14 protein-coding genes are annotated in these 14,648 nt (G+C 43.3%); 4 read left to right on the top strand and 10 right to left on the bottom strand.

Going from position 1 to position 14,648, the window contains the following annotated elements; genetic code table 11:
- Nucleotides 1–69: 69 nt before the first annotated feature.
- The 5 genes from ACIGBN_RS16385 to ACIGBN_RS16365 all read right to left on the bottom strand — a co-directional run bounded on the left by ACIGBN_RS16385 (nt 70) and on the right by ACIGBN_RS16365 (nt 3,838).
- On the bottom strand, nt 70–282 hold the full coding sequence (locus tag ACIGBN_RS16385) for a hypothetical protein (protein ID WP_133004427.1): 213 nt from the start codon (nt 280–282) through the stop codon (nt 70–72).
- A gap of 131 nt (nt 283–413) precedes the next feature.
- The gene (gene bluB / locus ACIGBN_RS16380; RefSeq protein WP_396666606.1) at nt 414–1,070 is read right to left on the bottom strand and encodes a 5,6-dimethylbenzimidazole synthase; all 657 of its coding nucleotides are present in this window, start codon (nt 1,068–1,070) and stop codon (nt 414–416) included.
- 118 nt (nt 1,071–1,188) lie between these two features.
- Complete coding sequence (locus ACIGBN_RS16375) at nt 1,189–1,704, bottom strand: hypothetical protein (RefSeq protein ID WP_396666604.1); 516 nt, start codon at nt 1,702–1,704, stop codon at nt 1,189–1,191.
- A 100-nt stretch (nt 1,705–1,804) separates the two neighbouring features.
- On the bottom strand, nt 1,805–3,571 hold the full coding sequence (locus tag ACIGBN_RS16370; RefSeq protein WP_133004430.1) for a sodium:solute symporter family protein: 1,767 nt from the start codon (nt 3,569–3,571) through the stop codon (nt 1,805–1,807).
- 6 nt (nt 3,572–3,577) lie between these two features.
- Nucleotides 3,578–3,838 carry a DUF4212 domain-containing protein gene (locus tag ACIGBN_RS16365; protein ID WP_115898895.1) on the bottom strand — a complete coding sequence of 87 codons (261 nt, stop codon included), beginning with the start codon at nt 3,836–3,838 and terminating at the stop codon, nt 3,578–3,580.
- Nucleotides 3,839–4,264: 426 nt separating this feature from the next.
- On the opposite strand from ACIGBN_RS16365, the gene ACIGBN_RS16360 reads away from it, so the two are divergent.
- Nucleotides 4,265–4,792 (top strand): GNAT family N-acetyltransferase, encoded by a 528-nt coding sequence (locus tag ACIGBN_RS16360; protein WP_165943023.1) that lies wholly within the window; start codon nt 4,265–4,267, stop codon nt 4,790–4,792.
- Between the two features lie 62 nt (nt 4,793–4,854).
- Here ACIGBN_RS16360 and ACIGBN_RS16355 read toward each other — a convergent pair whose 3' ends face one another.
- The 5 genes from ACIGBN_RS16355 to ACIGBN_RS16335 all read right to left on the bottom strand — a co-directional run bounded on the left by ACIGBN_RS16355 (nt 4,855) and on the right by ACIGBN_RS16335 (nt 12,008).
- Nucleotides 4,855–6,555 (bottom strand): diguanylate cyclase domain-containing protein, encoded by a 1,701-nt coding sequence (locus ACIGBN_RS16355; protein ID WP_396666600.1) that lies wholly within the window; start codon nt 6,553–6,555, stop codon nt 4,855–4,857.
- 55 nt (nt 6,556–6,610) lie between these two features.
- Nucleotides 6,611–7,627 (bottom strand): amino acid ABC transporter substrate-binding protein, encoded by a 1,017-nt coding sequence (locus tag ACIGBN_RS16350; protein ID WP_133004433.1) that lies wholly within the window; start codon nt 7,625–7,627, stop codon nt 6,611–6,613.
- Nucleotides 7,628–7,878: 251 nt separating this feature from the next.
- Complete coding sequence (locus tag ACIGBN_RS16345) at nt 7,879–9,510, bottom strand: aminotransferase class V-fold PLP-dependent enzyme (RefSeq protein WP_396666598.1); 1,632 nt, start codon at nt 9,508–9,510, stop codon at nt 7,879–7,881.
- 81 nt (nt 9,511–9,591) lie between these two features.
- Nucleotides 9,592–10,065: an Lrp/AsnC family transcriptional regulator gene (locus ACIGBN_RS16340; protein WP_133004435.1), complete on the bottom strand. Its 474-nt coding sequence runs from the start codon at nt 10,063–10,065 to the stop codon at nt 9,592–9,594.
- Nucleotides 10,066–10,859: 794 nt separating this feature from the next.
- Nucleotides 10,860–12,008 (bottom strand): alpha-hydroxy acid oxidase, encoded by a 1,149-nt coding sequence (locus ACIGBN_RS16335; RefSeq protein ID WP_341565383.1) that lies wholly within the window; start codon nt 12,006–12,008, stop codon nt 10,860–10,862.
- A gap of 118 nt (nt 12,009–12,126) precedes the next feature.
- On the opposite strand from ACIGBN_RS16335, the gene ACIGBN_RS16330 reads away from it, so the two are divergent.
- The 3 genes from ACIGBN_RS16330 to ACIGBN_RS16320 all read left to right on the top strand — a co-directional run bounded on the left by ACIGBN_RS16330 (nt 12,127) and on the right by ACIGBN_RS16320 (nt 14,642).
- A complete protein-coding gene (locus tag ACIGBN_RS16330) occupies nt 12,127–13,032 on the top strand; it encodes a LysR family transcriptional regulator (protein WP_396666596.1) in 906 nt (301 codons plus the stop codon).
- Between the two features lie 203 nt (nt 13,033–13,235).
- Nucleotides 13,236–13,544, top strand: a complete 309-nt coding sequence (locus ACIGBN_RS16325) for a DUF6172 family protein (protein ID WP_133004438.1) — start codon at nt 13,236–13,238, stop codon at nt 13,542–13,544.
- Nucleotides 13,545–13,796: 252 nt separating this feature from the next.
- Nucleotides 13,797–14,642 carry a DUF2076 domain-containing protein gene (locus tag ACIGBN_RS16320; protein WP_396666594.1) on the top strand — a complete coding sequence of 282 codons (846 nt, stop codon included), beginning with the start codon at nt 13,797–13,799 and terminating at the stop codon, nt 14,640–14,642.
- The last annotated feature ends 6 nt before the right edge of the window (nt 14,643–14,648 follow it).

Below are 14,648 nucleotides of genomic sequence, written 5' to 3'. Positions count from 1 at the left end.
TCATGCTACTCATATATCACTAGGATTGCTTAAGCGAGAGTGACTTACTTACTTTATTGTAAGCCAGTATTACGCTTGGTGTTTACGTGGCTGAATGCTTGGTACTAGAGCATTTTTAACTTTTACTAAGCCTTTTTTAACGCTCTTGTAGGCGTAAAATGCAACTTCAATCATAGTTTCACTTCTTTCAGCGCTAACGATAGCGTTGTTTTTTTCTGCTTCAGTTAAGTAGCTACCGTCAATTCCTTTGATCAGTTCAGCAAGACGTTGTGAGTTATTCATGGTGGTCTCCTATCAGGTTTTATTTCGATAATGAGATGATAGGAAGTTGCGTCATATAAGACAAACGATAAAAAATATCCTCAAAGGTGAGAAAAACTCATCAATAGGAAAAACGTTATTTTATCATGGGCTTATAGCGGATTATCGTCAGGCCAGGTCTCAAAGTGAATGGCATTTTTAGTGTCTCGTCTTGGCAACCAGCCAAGGCGTTCTAAGTCCGGTGTCGTTTGAAATTGCTCTACGTAACCAACGCATAAATAGGCGATGATATCTATGTTGTCAGGGATGTTTAACGTGTCTCTAACGACATTATCATGAACAATGCTGACCCAACCGACACCGACATTTTCAGCTCTTGCTGCGAGCCATAAATTTTGTACGGCGCACACAGCACTAAAAAGGTCCATTTCAGGTTTTACTGTTCGTCCTAACACCACAGACCCTGTTCGGCTGCGGTCACAAGTAACGCAAATACCAAGAGGTGCTTCTTCGATGCCTTCTAGCTTTAAAGCTTGGTATTGGGCTTTACGTTCGCCTTCAAAAAGTTCGGATGATTGGGCATGGGCGTCTAGAAACCCCTGCTTTATTTTCTTCTTGGAGGTCGCGTTCTTTACCACAATAAAGTCCCAAGGCTGCATAAAACCAACACTTGGAGCATGGTGTGCTGCGAGTAAGATACGCTCTAATACGTCATCAGGTATGGCGGTGTCGGTGAATTCACGGCGTACGTCTCGGCGCGAGAAAATGGTTTTGTATACCGCGTCACGTTCTTCTGGAGAAATGGTCATAACAGCCTAAGGTTCAATCTTAAAAGACAGGCATTATGACGCCGAATGAATAGGGATGCCAACGAAGGGATAGCACTAAGAGATGAATAGACTTCATCTCTTAGTTATAAATTGGGTACTAGCCTGCTTTTTCACATACGGCGTTGATTAAGGGGTCGTTGGCCTTTAGAGCATGCCAGTGGCTATCCTCAAGATGAGAAGGGCTAAATGCAGTGGTGAAATCCGTGCGCGCCGCTTTTACGCAATCAACAATTTGTGGCACTCGTTTCGCTAAGTGACGGCGCTCGAAGAAATAGAGGTCGACGAGCACAAGATCAGAGTCGACTTTATTTTTAGCTGAGTTACTTACATCTGCGGCAATGAAACGCATGGTTTGAGGGTAAACATAACTCCAAGGACGCCATGGTGCTTCTTCTTGAACGGCCTTAATAACGACGAGGCCATTAGGCAATAAACTTTTCTGGTGATCGTACCAATTGTATTCACCGTGTACTTGGAAACCTAACATCGCAAGGCCTGCAAATGTTGGGACTAACCACTTAGGGGCTTTTTTCTTAGACAATGTTCGAATAAAAAGGGCAATACCAGCGCCTCCTATTCCTGCAAATACCGTTGCTATTAATTCCCAAAACATAGTCTTCTCTCTGTGTGTGCGATCTTTGTTTAAACAAACATAAATGAAATAAAAAGATCGAGCACCATCATGGATGCTCGATCTTTCTCATTGATCCATATTAGTGATCAACCGCCTTACCCGCACCTTGTGGGTAACGCACGCTTTCGACTAGATCTTGGATTTCTTTTGGTGGCTCTTCGGTCATAGAAGACACCAAGAAAGCGACCGAGAAGTTAATCACAGCGCCGATTGCACCGAAGGACAATGGTGATATACCGAACAACCAGTTATCTGGTGTGTTGGCATAAGACGCTGTACCTGGGATAAAGAACCAACCTAGGAATAAGAAGATATAAACCAAGGTAGAAATTAACCCAGCTAGCATACCCGCGACGGCGCCTTTGCTGTTCACACGTTTCGAGAAGATCCCCATCATAAGAGCAGGGAAGATCGAAGCGGCGGCAATACCAAATGCGAGAGCCACTACCTGCGCGGCGAACCCTGGAGGGTTCATACCCAAGTAGGTGGCAACAACAATGGCGACAAACATCGACACCCTAGCGGCAAATAACTCACCTTTATCGGTTATGTCGGGATTGATCGTGCCTTTGATTAAGTCATGACTGATTGCCGACGAAATGGCGAGCAATAAGCCTGCCGCAGTAGATAAGGCTGCAGCAAGACCACCGGCCGCAATCAAACCAATTACCCAGCTAGGAAGGTTCGCGATTTCAGGGTTAGCCAAGACAAGAATGTCTCGGTTAACCACCAACTCATTACCGTTCCAGCCACGGGCTGTGGCTTCGGCTTCAAATGCTGGTGTGTCGTTATACAGTTCAATACGACCATCGCCGTTTTTGTCTTCGAATTTGATTAAGCCTGTTGTTTCCCAGTTTTTAATCCAATCAGGACGTTCGGCATATTCAATAGATTGTGCCGTAGGGCCGTCTGGGTAAATGGTACTTAATAGGTTTAAACGAGCCATAGACGCAACGGCTGGCGCGGTTAAGTAAAGCAGAGCGATAAACACCAATGCCCAGCCAGCAGACCAGCGAGCATCCGCTACTTTAGGAACGGTGAAGAAGCGAATAATAACGTGTGGTAAGCCTGCAGTACCTATCATCAATGATAGGGTAAACAGCACCATGTTTAACTTATTATCCACATCCGCGGTGTAGTCTCTAAAGCCTAGTTCACGAACTACTTCGTCTAGTTTTTGCAATAATGGCATACCAGATTCAGTGTGATTAGAGAACAGACCAATAGCAGGGATGAAGGTGTCAGTCAGTTGTAAAGAGATAAATACCGCAGGAATGGTATACGCAATGATTAACACCACATATTGAGCAACCTGAGTATAGGTAATCCCTTTCATACCACCAAGTACGGCATAAAAGAATACGACAATAGCCGCAATAATTAAGCCGGTATCGTTGTCGACTTCTAAGAAGCGAGAGAAGGCGACGCCAGCCCCCGTCATTTGACCGATTACATAAGTGACCGAGGCAATAATCAAACAAGCCACCGCCACGAGTCGAGCGGTACGACTGTAGAAACGGTCGCCAATGAAGTCCGGCACGGTGAACTTACCAAATTTGCGTAAGTAAGGTGCGAGCAACATAGCCAGTAGTACGTAACCGCCAGTCCAACCCATAAGGAAGGTTGAGTTAGCGTAACCACCGGCGGCAATAAGACCCGCCATTGAAATGAACGACGCCGCTGACATCCAGTCAGCCGCTGTGGCCATACCGTTTAGAACGGGGTGAACACCACCGCCGGCCACGTAAAACTCTTTTGTAGAGCCTGCACGTGCCCAGAAAGCAATCCCAAAGTAGAGTGCGAAAGAGGCACCAACGAAAATCAGGTTGATGGTAAATTGACTCATACTGACTTACTCCTCTAGGCCAAATTTTTCATCAAGCTTGTTCATTCTCCATGCATAGAAGAAGGTCAAGATGATAAAGACAAGAATGGAGCCTTGTTGAGCGAACCAAAATCCTAGGTCGGTTCCGCCAATATGAATTCCGCTGAGTAAAGGTCGAAAGAGAATGGCACACCCATAGGACGCCAATGCCCATACGACCAAACAACCTAGGATAAGCCTTAGGTTGGCCTGCCAGTATTGTTGCGCATTAAGATTGTGATCTGACACGGTAGATCTCCTTATTTATAATTATTTTTTCTACACCTGATCAATTTAGCAGCACTTTACAAATTAATAAGTCCGACTTTAGTCGAATAAGGACATATTGGGCAAAAATAGCGCAAGCTCTGTTGATTAATTAGCGGCTGAAAGAGGCGCTTAAAGGAATATAGGATCGATGTAAAAATAACGGGAGGCCGTTAAATAATGGAAGCATTACGCCAGAATAAGGCTTTTAGTGACAATGACGGCAAAAGGGGAGATATAAACGGCGAAGAGTCTTTATACTTTATTTATCCAAACGGACAAATTTTGATTGAGTCGTTTGCAGTAGCATTATGTTGCTGTTTTCTCATTTTGGACGTGAGTTTACCCGCATCACGACTGTGGTGATGTTTGGTTGTGCTCGAGATGATAACCATAAGGAGGTTGTTCATGAAAGGAAGTAGATTTAAATGGCAGCTCGCTCGATTTCACGAAGCCGCTGAGATTAGTGATTTGTTGAACTTAGCTTACCGAGGTGTTGATAACTGGACAGAAGAAACACAGTTATTAAGTGGTAAAAGGTCGACGCAATCTTTAGTTGAACGCAGTATGAATGAGACTGGGACGTATTTTTTTGTTTGTCGAAATGACGCCGCATTACTGGCTTGTGCTCGATTAACGCTGGTGGGAAATGAGGCTTACATTGGTTCGTTTGCGGTATTGCCTAGGTATCAAAGAAACGGTATTGGCAGCTACCTTTTGAGCGAAATCGAGCAGATTGTCATGAAAGAATATGGTGTGACTTTTTTTTCTGTGCCTGTTTTGTCCGAGCAACACACCTTGAAAGCATTTTATGAAAAGTGTGGTTACCAAAAAAATGGGCAGGCCGAACCTTATCCAGCTCACTTAAATATAGGTACGCCTAAACGCAGTGATATTATGATTGAGTTTTATTTGAAAAAAGCGAGCTTACATTAATACCCGAGTTTATAAGCTAAGCGATACCAAGGTTAAATGCTTGTGTGTAGGCTGATAACGGCTTAGTCCAAAATAGGATTGAACTCAGACACTTGATCTCGACCATTGTGTTTTGCTTCATAAAGCGTTTGGTCCGCTAGGTGAATTAATTTATCTAAATCATCACCAGGCTTAGGTTGATGAGTTGCCACACCAATGCTTAATGTGACCTTGCCCTTGTCGGACCCTTGATGAAGAATGTTCGCTTCTTTGACTTTCGTTGTGAGATGTTTTGCGAAAACCATTGCGCTCATTTTATCGGTATTTGGTAATAAAATAATGAATTCTTCACCGCCATAACGAGCGACCAAACCGCCCACACTTTCCGCTTCCGTTTTGAACATTTGCGCGAGTTGGAAAAGACACTGATCTCCTGCTTGATGGCCATAATGATCGTTAAATTGTTTAAACCAATCTAAGTCAATCATAATGACACTAACGTCATGCTTTTCTGTGCTGGCTTTGTCCCAGTATGCGATGAAATGCTGGAAGAAGTAGCGGCGGTTCGCTATTTGCGTTAAATCGTCTGTGTGGCTGAGCTGCTGCAATGATTGATTTAATTCGATCAATTTCAGATTGGCGTCTTCCACTTCTTTCCTGGCGTCCATGGAGTCTTTTTGAGCTTGTTCTGTGGCTGCTACGAAAACAGAAAAAACTTTTCCCATTAGCGCTATTTCATCTTCTCCTTCTTGTGGTATCGGGGTTTTTAAGCCTTTTGCGTGTTGTAGCATGACTTGATTCAAGCGGTTAAGTCGGAAGATGAGGTAGTGACGAATGAACCAATAAGCGAATGCCGTTAAGACTAAAAAAACGCAACTGAATAGAATGATATTTGTGATGACATTACGAATTAATACATCGTGTTTTTGTGTCGAATCTAATGTGGCTTTTTTTAGTAATAGATAGAAATCAAAGGAAGCTGCGCTTAACTGTTGTGCTTTTTGTCGAGTTTGTCTGATTGCCGACAGGGTTGCTAAGTGTTGGTTTTGAAATTTTAATCTGGTAGAAAATGCGTGTTGCGAGGTGTGATAAAGCTGATCCAATAATGCCAACTGAGCGTCAGAAAGGGTATCCGTATAATACATTTTGGCCAATAACGCGCTGATGGCATTTTTTTGAGCTTGCAGTTCACCTCGGCTAACGGCGTTTTGGCTTAGCATTGTGATATTAATGGCGTTTAGAAAGAGGTTTGTAAAATGCTGCTGGTGGGGGGTTAGGTCCACGTTGGAGGAAATGGCTTTTTGCAGGTGACGCAATGAATTAGAAATACTGCTGTGCTGCTTAGCAAGCTCTTTTTCTGTTAATAAGTAATTATCCAAGATTTTTAAGGTGTTGAAGTAAGGCTTCGTTATGCTGTCTATTTCATCAAGGATGGCTTGTTCTTTGGGGGTGTTAGCGTAAAGCTTTTCTCGGATTGAATAGAATACTTTCTTGGGAGAGTTGCTCAGTGATTGATAGTAGGAGCTGCTGTAACCTTGAACAATCATCTTCTCTAAGGCTTGTGAGGTGATTTGCTCTGCGTCTCTTGATAATTCCGCGGCATGAATAGCGCGTTCGAACTGGGTATTGGTAAGGTGCTTAAACTCTTCGGATTGCTGCCATAAGATGAAAATACTGTAAGCTGTGATAATAAGGTAAAAACACAGAACGCTAAGAAGAACTAAATTCAAACGAAAGCCAATCTTCTTCCTTGATTTGAGCTTTACCGTGGCAAAATCTGCCATGTAACCTCTCCTTACACACTGTGTACTACAACAACTTTCATCTTACTGAATTTTTTTATTTAAAGGGAGGAGCGAATAAGGTTCCACCGTGTTTCCATAATGCGCTCAATCCTCGCTCTGCCTGAACAGGAGAGTGCTTTCCTAAGTGTCGGTCAAAAATCTGTGCGTAATTCCCCACAGACTTAATAATACGGTACGCCCAATCTTTGTCTAATCCCAACATGTCGCCAATTTCACCTGTTGTTCCAAGCAAGTTCGTGACTTCAATGTCATCACTATGAGCTCGGAGTGCATCAACATTGTCTGCAGTAATGCCTTTGTCCTCTGCAAGAATGACGGCATGGATGACGGAGCGAATAATACGCTGCCATTGAGCGTCATCGTTGCGAACCGTTGGGCCAATGGGCTCTCTGGACAAGGTAACGGGTAGGATGACGTATTCTTGTTTGCGCGCGGTATTGTTGGCTAAAGAGATGCGTAAATTCATTTTGTCGCCAGTATAAGCGTCACAAGCACTGCCGCGGAAAAACTGGCTGCCCTTTGAGTAGATAACCTTGGTTTTGAGTTTTTTAATGGTAACTATGTTTTCAATATTGCGCTGTGATGTCGTGTTGTTGGTAACACAAATAGACTTGTTATCTAAGTCTTCAAGGGTACCAATACCGGAGCTTTTACGAACCAAAATACCTTGGCCATCAAAAAGATATATCGCTGGGAAGCTAATAGCGTAGGCGTCTTCTCGGCCCAATGTCCAGGTAGAGCTGTACATAACCACATCGGTCGTTTTATCGACAAGGCTGGTAAAGCGTGTTTTGGCTCGCACCTCAACATAGTTAACATACTCTGGGTTTTTAAGCACAGCAGCGGCAACGGCTCGACAAAAATCCACGTAGAAACCTTCCCAATGGCCATTTATCGAAATGGCGCTTCTGCTTGGATCATCCGGGTAAACGCCACAATTTAAATCCCCACGGTCGATAACATTCTGCAATGTTGATGCATGGGCATTTGTCTCAAAAACGAATACGAAAAAACTAAAAAGACAAAAACCTAGGCGTTGCGGTAACGACATAAAAACTTCCACATTATAAAGTCGCCATCTATTTTCATTACTCTTGATGGGCAACTGGCTGCTATCAGTGCTAAAAGAAAAACGATTAGTTTATGTTTTGATAGTACGTTTTTATCACGGATAAACAGTTTTTAGTAATAAAATATTAAAATGACGAGGAAGTGAATAGCTTATTCCTTTGAGTTTATTACGTCATTGCCATGCAGAAAAACACATGGCAATGACTGTTTTCTAAAACAAAGGGGGTTCTATTAGTGGATATCTTGGACTAATACAAAATCTCTAATGTCGTTGTATGCTGGGTTAAAGGTGTGTTTTTGAATGTCGTACACAAGGTTTTGGCAATCTTGGATGACCTTTTTCGCCTCATCAAAATACCTCGTTTTATTCATCTCTTTGGCTGCCTTTGGCGTGTTTGTATTATGGGGGAGATCGAAGAGGCTATTTAAAGACAGACAGTCTGCCATTTTTCCTTGAAAGCGCCATAAATCACCGTCTTGGTCATAAGCGTAATAAGGCAGAATCGCAAGACCATAAGAGGCAATGAAATCAATGGCATCAAGAATAAAGTCGACATCAGACTGAGTTAAAAAATAGTTGAGGTTAAAGCGCACCCAGCCTGGTTTAACCAGCTTCTCTCCATGAGACAGGGCCTCTTGAATACGTGCCGAGCGTTGATTATCTATGCCTAATAGCTGGTGGCCATAAGGCCCTGCGCAGGAGCAACCTCCGCGCACTTGAATACCAAACAGATCATTTAACAGCGCTGTGACCAGTCCATGATGTAGGTAGCCATGTTCTGTACGAATACGAAACGCCGTAATAGAAAGCCTTGCCGCGGTGGGGTGGCCTAATCTTTCAATCGCTGGATTGTTAGCCCAGCGCTGATGGGTTTGCTCAACCCAAGCGTGTTCGCGCTCCTCGATGGTTTTGATCCCAACGGCTTGTTTAAGCTGAAACACCAAACCTGCTCGAATAGATTCGGTAATGGCCGGTGTGCCACCTTCTTCACGGCGCTCTCCTAGTGGCAAGAATGTATGATCATCAGGGGTAACAAATGACACAGTTCCACCACCAATTGAACTGGGTTTTTGATTTTTAATAATGGATTTTTTAACAATCAATACGCCAGGCGTACCAGGCCCGCCCACTAGTTTATGGGTTGAAAAAAAGAGCGCATCTTTGTTTGCCGCTTTATTATTAGCCGGGTTCATGTCTATGTTTACATAGGGTGCGGCCGCGGCAAAATCCCAAAAAGAGAGGGCATTATATTGATGTAATAGCGACGTGATAGCATCTTGATCACAAAGAATACCCGTCACGTTAGAAGCGGCACTAAAGCTACCGATTAGACATTTATGTTGATTTTGTTGAAGCGCTTTTTCTAAGTCTTCTAAACAGACGCCACCTTCTTGCGCTTCTTTTATCCGGATAACGTTAATGCCCAGTTCTCGCCATGGTAATTCATTCGAGTGATGTTCATATGGGCCGATCAAAATACAATGTTTGTCTTTTTCGGCCTCTGTTAACGTACGCAATTCCAACTGTGTAATTAACGTATTGATTGCGCTTGTAGCGCCACTTCCACAAAATAGAACAAGATCGTCATCATTCGCATTGGTTGCGCGACGAATCTGTTGCCTTGCTTGCTCGCGGAATGCGGTGGTTTGTTGACCTGTCGCATTTGCTTCCGTATGAGTATTTGCATATAAAGGCAAGACATAATGCATCATGGCATCTTCGATAAACTGAAGGCTACGCCCAGAAGCGGTATAATCGGCGTAAGTTAAATATCGTAAACCAAATGGCGTTTTTATTTCAGTGTCTTTGCCAATAATGTTTTCACGAATCGTATGAATCAGAGCATCATCTTTATCTGCCATTTTATCTCTCTCTATCATTGTTAGCGTTGGTTTTTCTGCTTTTAGATAATTAATAGAGAAAGGCTTTTTATTATTGAGCCATTACTTATTTTTACTTAAAGGCAGAGGCAATTCTGTGGTGTATTTAATTTGTTCCATAGCAAAGTTTGATGTGACATCTGTTAATGCGGTGGCACTGATTAGTTTTTTATAAAAACGGTCATAAGCTGGAATATCCTTGACGAGTACTCGCATTAAATAATCGTAATCTCCTGCCATTCGGTAAAACTCAACAATTTCTGGAAACTCAGTCACGGCTTCAGCAAACTTCATTGCCCAATTGGCATCGTGTTGATTGGTTTTTACCTGCACAAAAACCGAGACCCCTAACGCCAGTTTGTCTGCGTCTAATAAAGCCACATGACGCTTCACATAACCTGCTTTTTCAAGCTTCTGGATGCGTCGCCAGCAAGGGGTTTTGGAGAGGCCAACTTGCTGTGCCATCAGGTCTAAAGAGATACTATCATCATGTTGCATTAAGGCAAGCAGTTGCATGTCTGTGTTATCTAGGTTCATTTTGTTCTCTTTTTTGATGATTTGTTGGAATTTAATTTTTAATAATGAAGTTTTCTTTTGCCTCGTGCAACCTGGTTTTATATTTGCTCTATTTTTAGCAATGAAAGCTCTCAAAAGTAGGTGAAAAAGATCACAAAAAGTCGAAAATTACCTTAAAAGTAGGCTTTTTACCGTAGTGGGATAGGATGAAAAAGAGATTGAAACTAAGGAGGGAGCCTCTCTGGTAGGGGCAAAACGTTCATAGGAGGGGTTAAACGTTGTGTGCAAGGGGAAAGGTTAGGTGATTATAGAAGTGAGAGAGGCATTAGAGTCAATTAGGAAATTGACGAAGCATCAAGGCGATAGCGATAATCCTAATAAGAATAATGTCGCCTATATGGATGGCTTTACTCTTTAAAGATAAAAGTATTGTTTCTGCAAGATGACACTTATATGAATCTTTAATGACATCGATGAAAGTGGGTACCATGAATCGGAGAAAAGACTTACAGTAGTGGCTCATTCAAACATACTTATCGATGGTGGAGACACTTATGTCTAATAAAGAAATCAAATCTATTAAAAAAGAAATAAAAGCTAGAAAAGAGAAAGTAGCGAAACAAAAAAGTAAAATTGATAAACTAAAAAAATCTCTAAAGAAAAAAGCTTAATATAGCGTTATTATTCATTGTTAACAATGCGATGAACAAGTGGAACGACAGCTTCCTCTTGTTCGCACGCATTATATTAATCCCTAGAGAGTTATGATAAATAACCTTGTCTAACTCGCTTTTACTTATTCTGATTATTAACCATTAAGGCCTAAATCTTAGGTTTTCTCTAGAAAGTTGCTTTATTGACGTTTTCCCCATTAATTTCATGTCCCGTTCTAGCTCTGCTTTCATCAGCCCTAACGCTCTCTCGACACCGGGTTGTCCTGCCGCAGCGAGAGGATAAAGGTACATTCTGCCAATACCAACGGCTTTGGCGCCCAATGATAATGCTTTTAAAACATGAGTACCGCGCTGTACGCCACTGTCAAAAATGACGTCTATTTCATCGCCTACTTCATCGACTATCTCGGCGAGCTGATCGAAAGAACTTCGTGAGCCATCAAGCTGGCGACCACCATGATTAGAAATAATAATCCCAGTACAGCCTATATCTACCGCCTTACGGGCATCCTCTCGACTCATAATGCCTTTTAAGCAAAACTCCCCATCCCAAAATTTCACCATTTCGGCCACGTCATCCCAATTCATTGAAGGGTCGAGCATGTTGGTAAAATAGTCACCTATTGAAGTGGCACCAGAACCCATGTCTATGTGCTCATCCAACTGAGGTAAGCGAAATTTTTCATGGGTGACGTAATTGATCCCCCACATGGGTTTGAGTGCAAATTGCAACATTCCCGCGAGCGTCAAACGGAAGGGGATGGAAAAGCCGGTGCGCAAGTCGCGTTCGCGATTACCGCCGGTGATCGAATCAACGGTCAACATCATAACTTGTACGCCAGCCGCTTTTGCTCGCTCCATCATGGCGCGGTTTAAGCCGCGATCCTTATGGAAGTAAAACTGATAAACCTGAGGCGTGTTCACTTGTTTCGCGATCTCTTCCATGCTGACGGTACCAAGGGAGGACACGCCAAACATGGTGCCATATTTCTCAGCGGCACCTGCAACTGCGCGCTCTCCTTGATGATGAAATAAACGTTGCAGTGCGGTAGGGGAGCAATAAACAGGCATGTCGAGCTTTTGTCCCATGACGGTGACAGACAGGTCAATGTCTTTTACGCCTGTTAGGACACTAGGGACGAGGTCACAGGTTTCAAAGGCTGCGGTGTTACGTCGATAAGTCGACTCATCATCAGAGCCGCCATCTATATAATTGAAAATTGGACTCGGCAGGCGTTTTTTAGCCAGAGTACGAAAATCCTGAAAGTTATGGCAGTCATTGAGTCGCATTAAGTTGCTCCTAAAAATGGATTAATGAAGACATTGGTGCGTAGAGGCAAAGTATAGTGGTAGTTTTATTTGTGATAAATACGACATAAACTAATTAACTATTTCCTAAAACGGTGTAATGACAGTGAATGCTGCAGATTTGACGCTATTTGTAAGTGTTGCCGATCAAGGGTCGTTTCATAAAGCGGCTGAGCAAGTGGGCTTATCCACGCCTGCTTTGAGTAAAAGAGTCAGTAAATTGGAGGCCTCTCTGGGGGTTCAATTAATTCACCGAACCACACGACGACTCAGCTTAACGGAAGCAGGAGAGAGCTTGTATGTCCATGCTAAAAACATAGAGGGACAAGTGAGTGATGCGATCGCATCCGTATCGACGTTTAGCCAAGGCTTGACTGGAACAATAAAAATGTCGGTGCCAACGATTTCTGGTGAACTGCTACTGGCCGAGGCGGTGGCGGATTTTTGCCAACAATACCCGAATATCACCGTGGATATTCGCCTCGAAAACGACTTCGTGAATTTGGTTGAAGAAGGTCTAGATCTTGCGATACGTACGGGGAAATTGGAAGATTCAAGCCTGATCGCCAAACCATTAATTCAATCAAATTGGGTTGTTTGTTGTTCGCCTACGTATTTGGAAAAGCACGGTGAAGCCAAGACACTAGACGCTTTAAAAGAACACAATTGCCTTGCTTATACTTACCAGACTCATGGCTCATTTGATTGGCGATTCTTTCAAGCAGGGGAAGAAAAAAGTGTTCGAATCAGCGGCAGTTTTGCGACAAATAATGCTCAAGCACTGCGTAAAGCGGCATTGGCAGGCTTTGGTATAGTGTATGTTCCTCGCTGCAGTGTTTATGAAGATTTGCAGCAAGGGAAGCTGGTTGCGATTTTGACGCAATTTCAACCTAGGCGCTTGGGGGTCTATGCTATTTACCCTTTTACGAAATATTTGCCAGAAAAGCTTAGGTTACTCATTGAACACATTAAGCAGGCTTATCAGGATAAAAAAGAGTACTTTTGAGCCTCCCACAGAACGAGTCTTATGAGTTTTCATATAAGGCAAATCCTATGGTGAATCTTCTGCGCTTTTCTGTGGCGATTTAGAGTAAAGATCTTCGCGCTAGATTGGCATATTCATGGCTAGCGCTTTGATATTCCGTTATCATGCGCATCATTAGCAGGCGGCATTTTATCGCAGCCTCACTCTTAACCTGTAGGATTCTAATGAAAAAGACATTTCAGCTAACTCACCCAAAAATTGCTTACCCTCGTTTAATTGAAGCAGCAAAAGCAGACGTTAAAAAATATCTAAAGCGAGAGCGTAATAAGACGTTACCTGACTATGCTGATTTTTGGGGTTTTGACTGCAAATTCGGTAACACAGCCGAGCAAGCTGATGTGATTCATGTTGCTGAAATTAATGACAAAATCAGCTTTGCAGAAAGCCAAGCTTGGGAAACATTTTACCTAGAAATCTTGGCGACACCTGCTAATCGCATGAAACGCCCAGAAGGTGAAGTAGACGGCGAATAAGTCGTTCTGTTGATTTTAAAAAGCCAGACTCGTGTCCATGAGTCTGGCTTTTGTGTTTCTAACGCCTCTTATTCTCACTAGTGAGCTTGCTAAAGTCATCTCATCATTGCGTCATAATGATCGATACGTTTTTCCTTTTTCCTGACTCTCTACCTGCTTGTTCGTTTCTCTGTCGCCCTTATTCTAATAAAGAGTGAGGATGCAACGATTCCCCGCGATTGAATGACCGTTTATTGTTTCAGGAGTATGGCTATGAGTGATGATGCAAGTCGATTGATTGATCAATTGTTTGAACGCGTAAAAGAGGCTGAAAAGCAAACCGGGGAACGTGATTCTCATGCGGAGTCGCAAATTAATAAGCGCTTAGTCGAGCAGCCGTCAGCACCTTATTATATGGCGCAAACGATTATTATGCAGGAAGCGGCTCTAAAGCGATTAAACGCAAGAGTAGAGCAGTTGGAGCGTAAGTTAACAGAAAAGCCAAGCTCTGGTGGCTTTCTCTCAGGGTTATTTGGCGGCGATTCGTCACAAGGGACACAATCGAGAAACGCGCAGAATAAAGCGCAAGCCGGTTGGGGTGATGGTCGTGCCCAATACAAAGGGCAAGGCGCCTCTCAACAACAAGCGTCTGGACCTAGGGCGGCGAATCAAACTCAGCCGAATCAAAATTATGGCACTGGTGGCAATCGCAGCTTTTTAGGTGGGGCTCTGCAAACGGCCGCAGGTGTAGCTGGCGGTGTGGTGGTTGGTAGTATGTTGATGAACATGTTTGGTCACCATACTCCAACCGAAATGGTCGACGTTATTCAAGAAGAACCTACGGGGCAAGATTTTAGTTCAGATAACATGGGAGACAGCGGCGCAGGGGCAGATGACTTTGCCAGCAATGGATTTGATACAAGTGGCGCGGATCAAGGCGGTTTTGGTCAGGCAGGCTTTGATCAAAGTAATGGTTTTGACCAATCCAACTTTGAGCAATCCAACTTTGACCAAGGTGGCTTCGCCGATACAGGTTCAGATTCAGGTGGTTTTGGGCAAGGCGGTTTTGATGATTTCGGTGGTGGTTTTGATGATTTTGGCGATGACTTTGATATCTAAATTGCC

The sequence above is a fragment of the Marinomonas sp. NPDC078689 genome (genome assembly GCF_044542435.1).
Taxonomy (GTDB): Bacteria; Pseudomonadota; Gammaproteobacteria; order Pseudomonadales; family Marinomonadaceae; genus Marinomonas; species Marinomonas arenicola.
The sequence above is the reverse complement of the archived record's forward strand: the minus strand, read 5'-3'. Positions and strand labels throughout refer to the sequence as shown.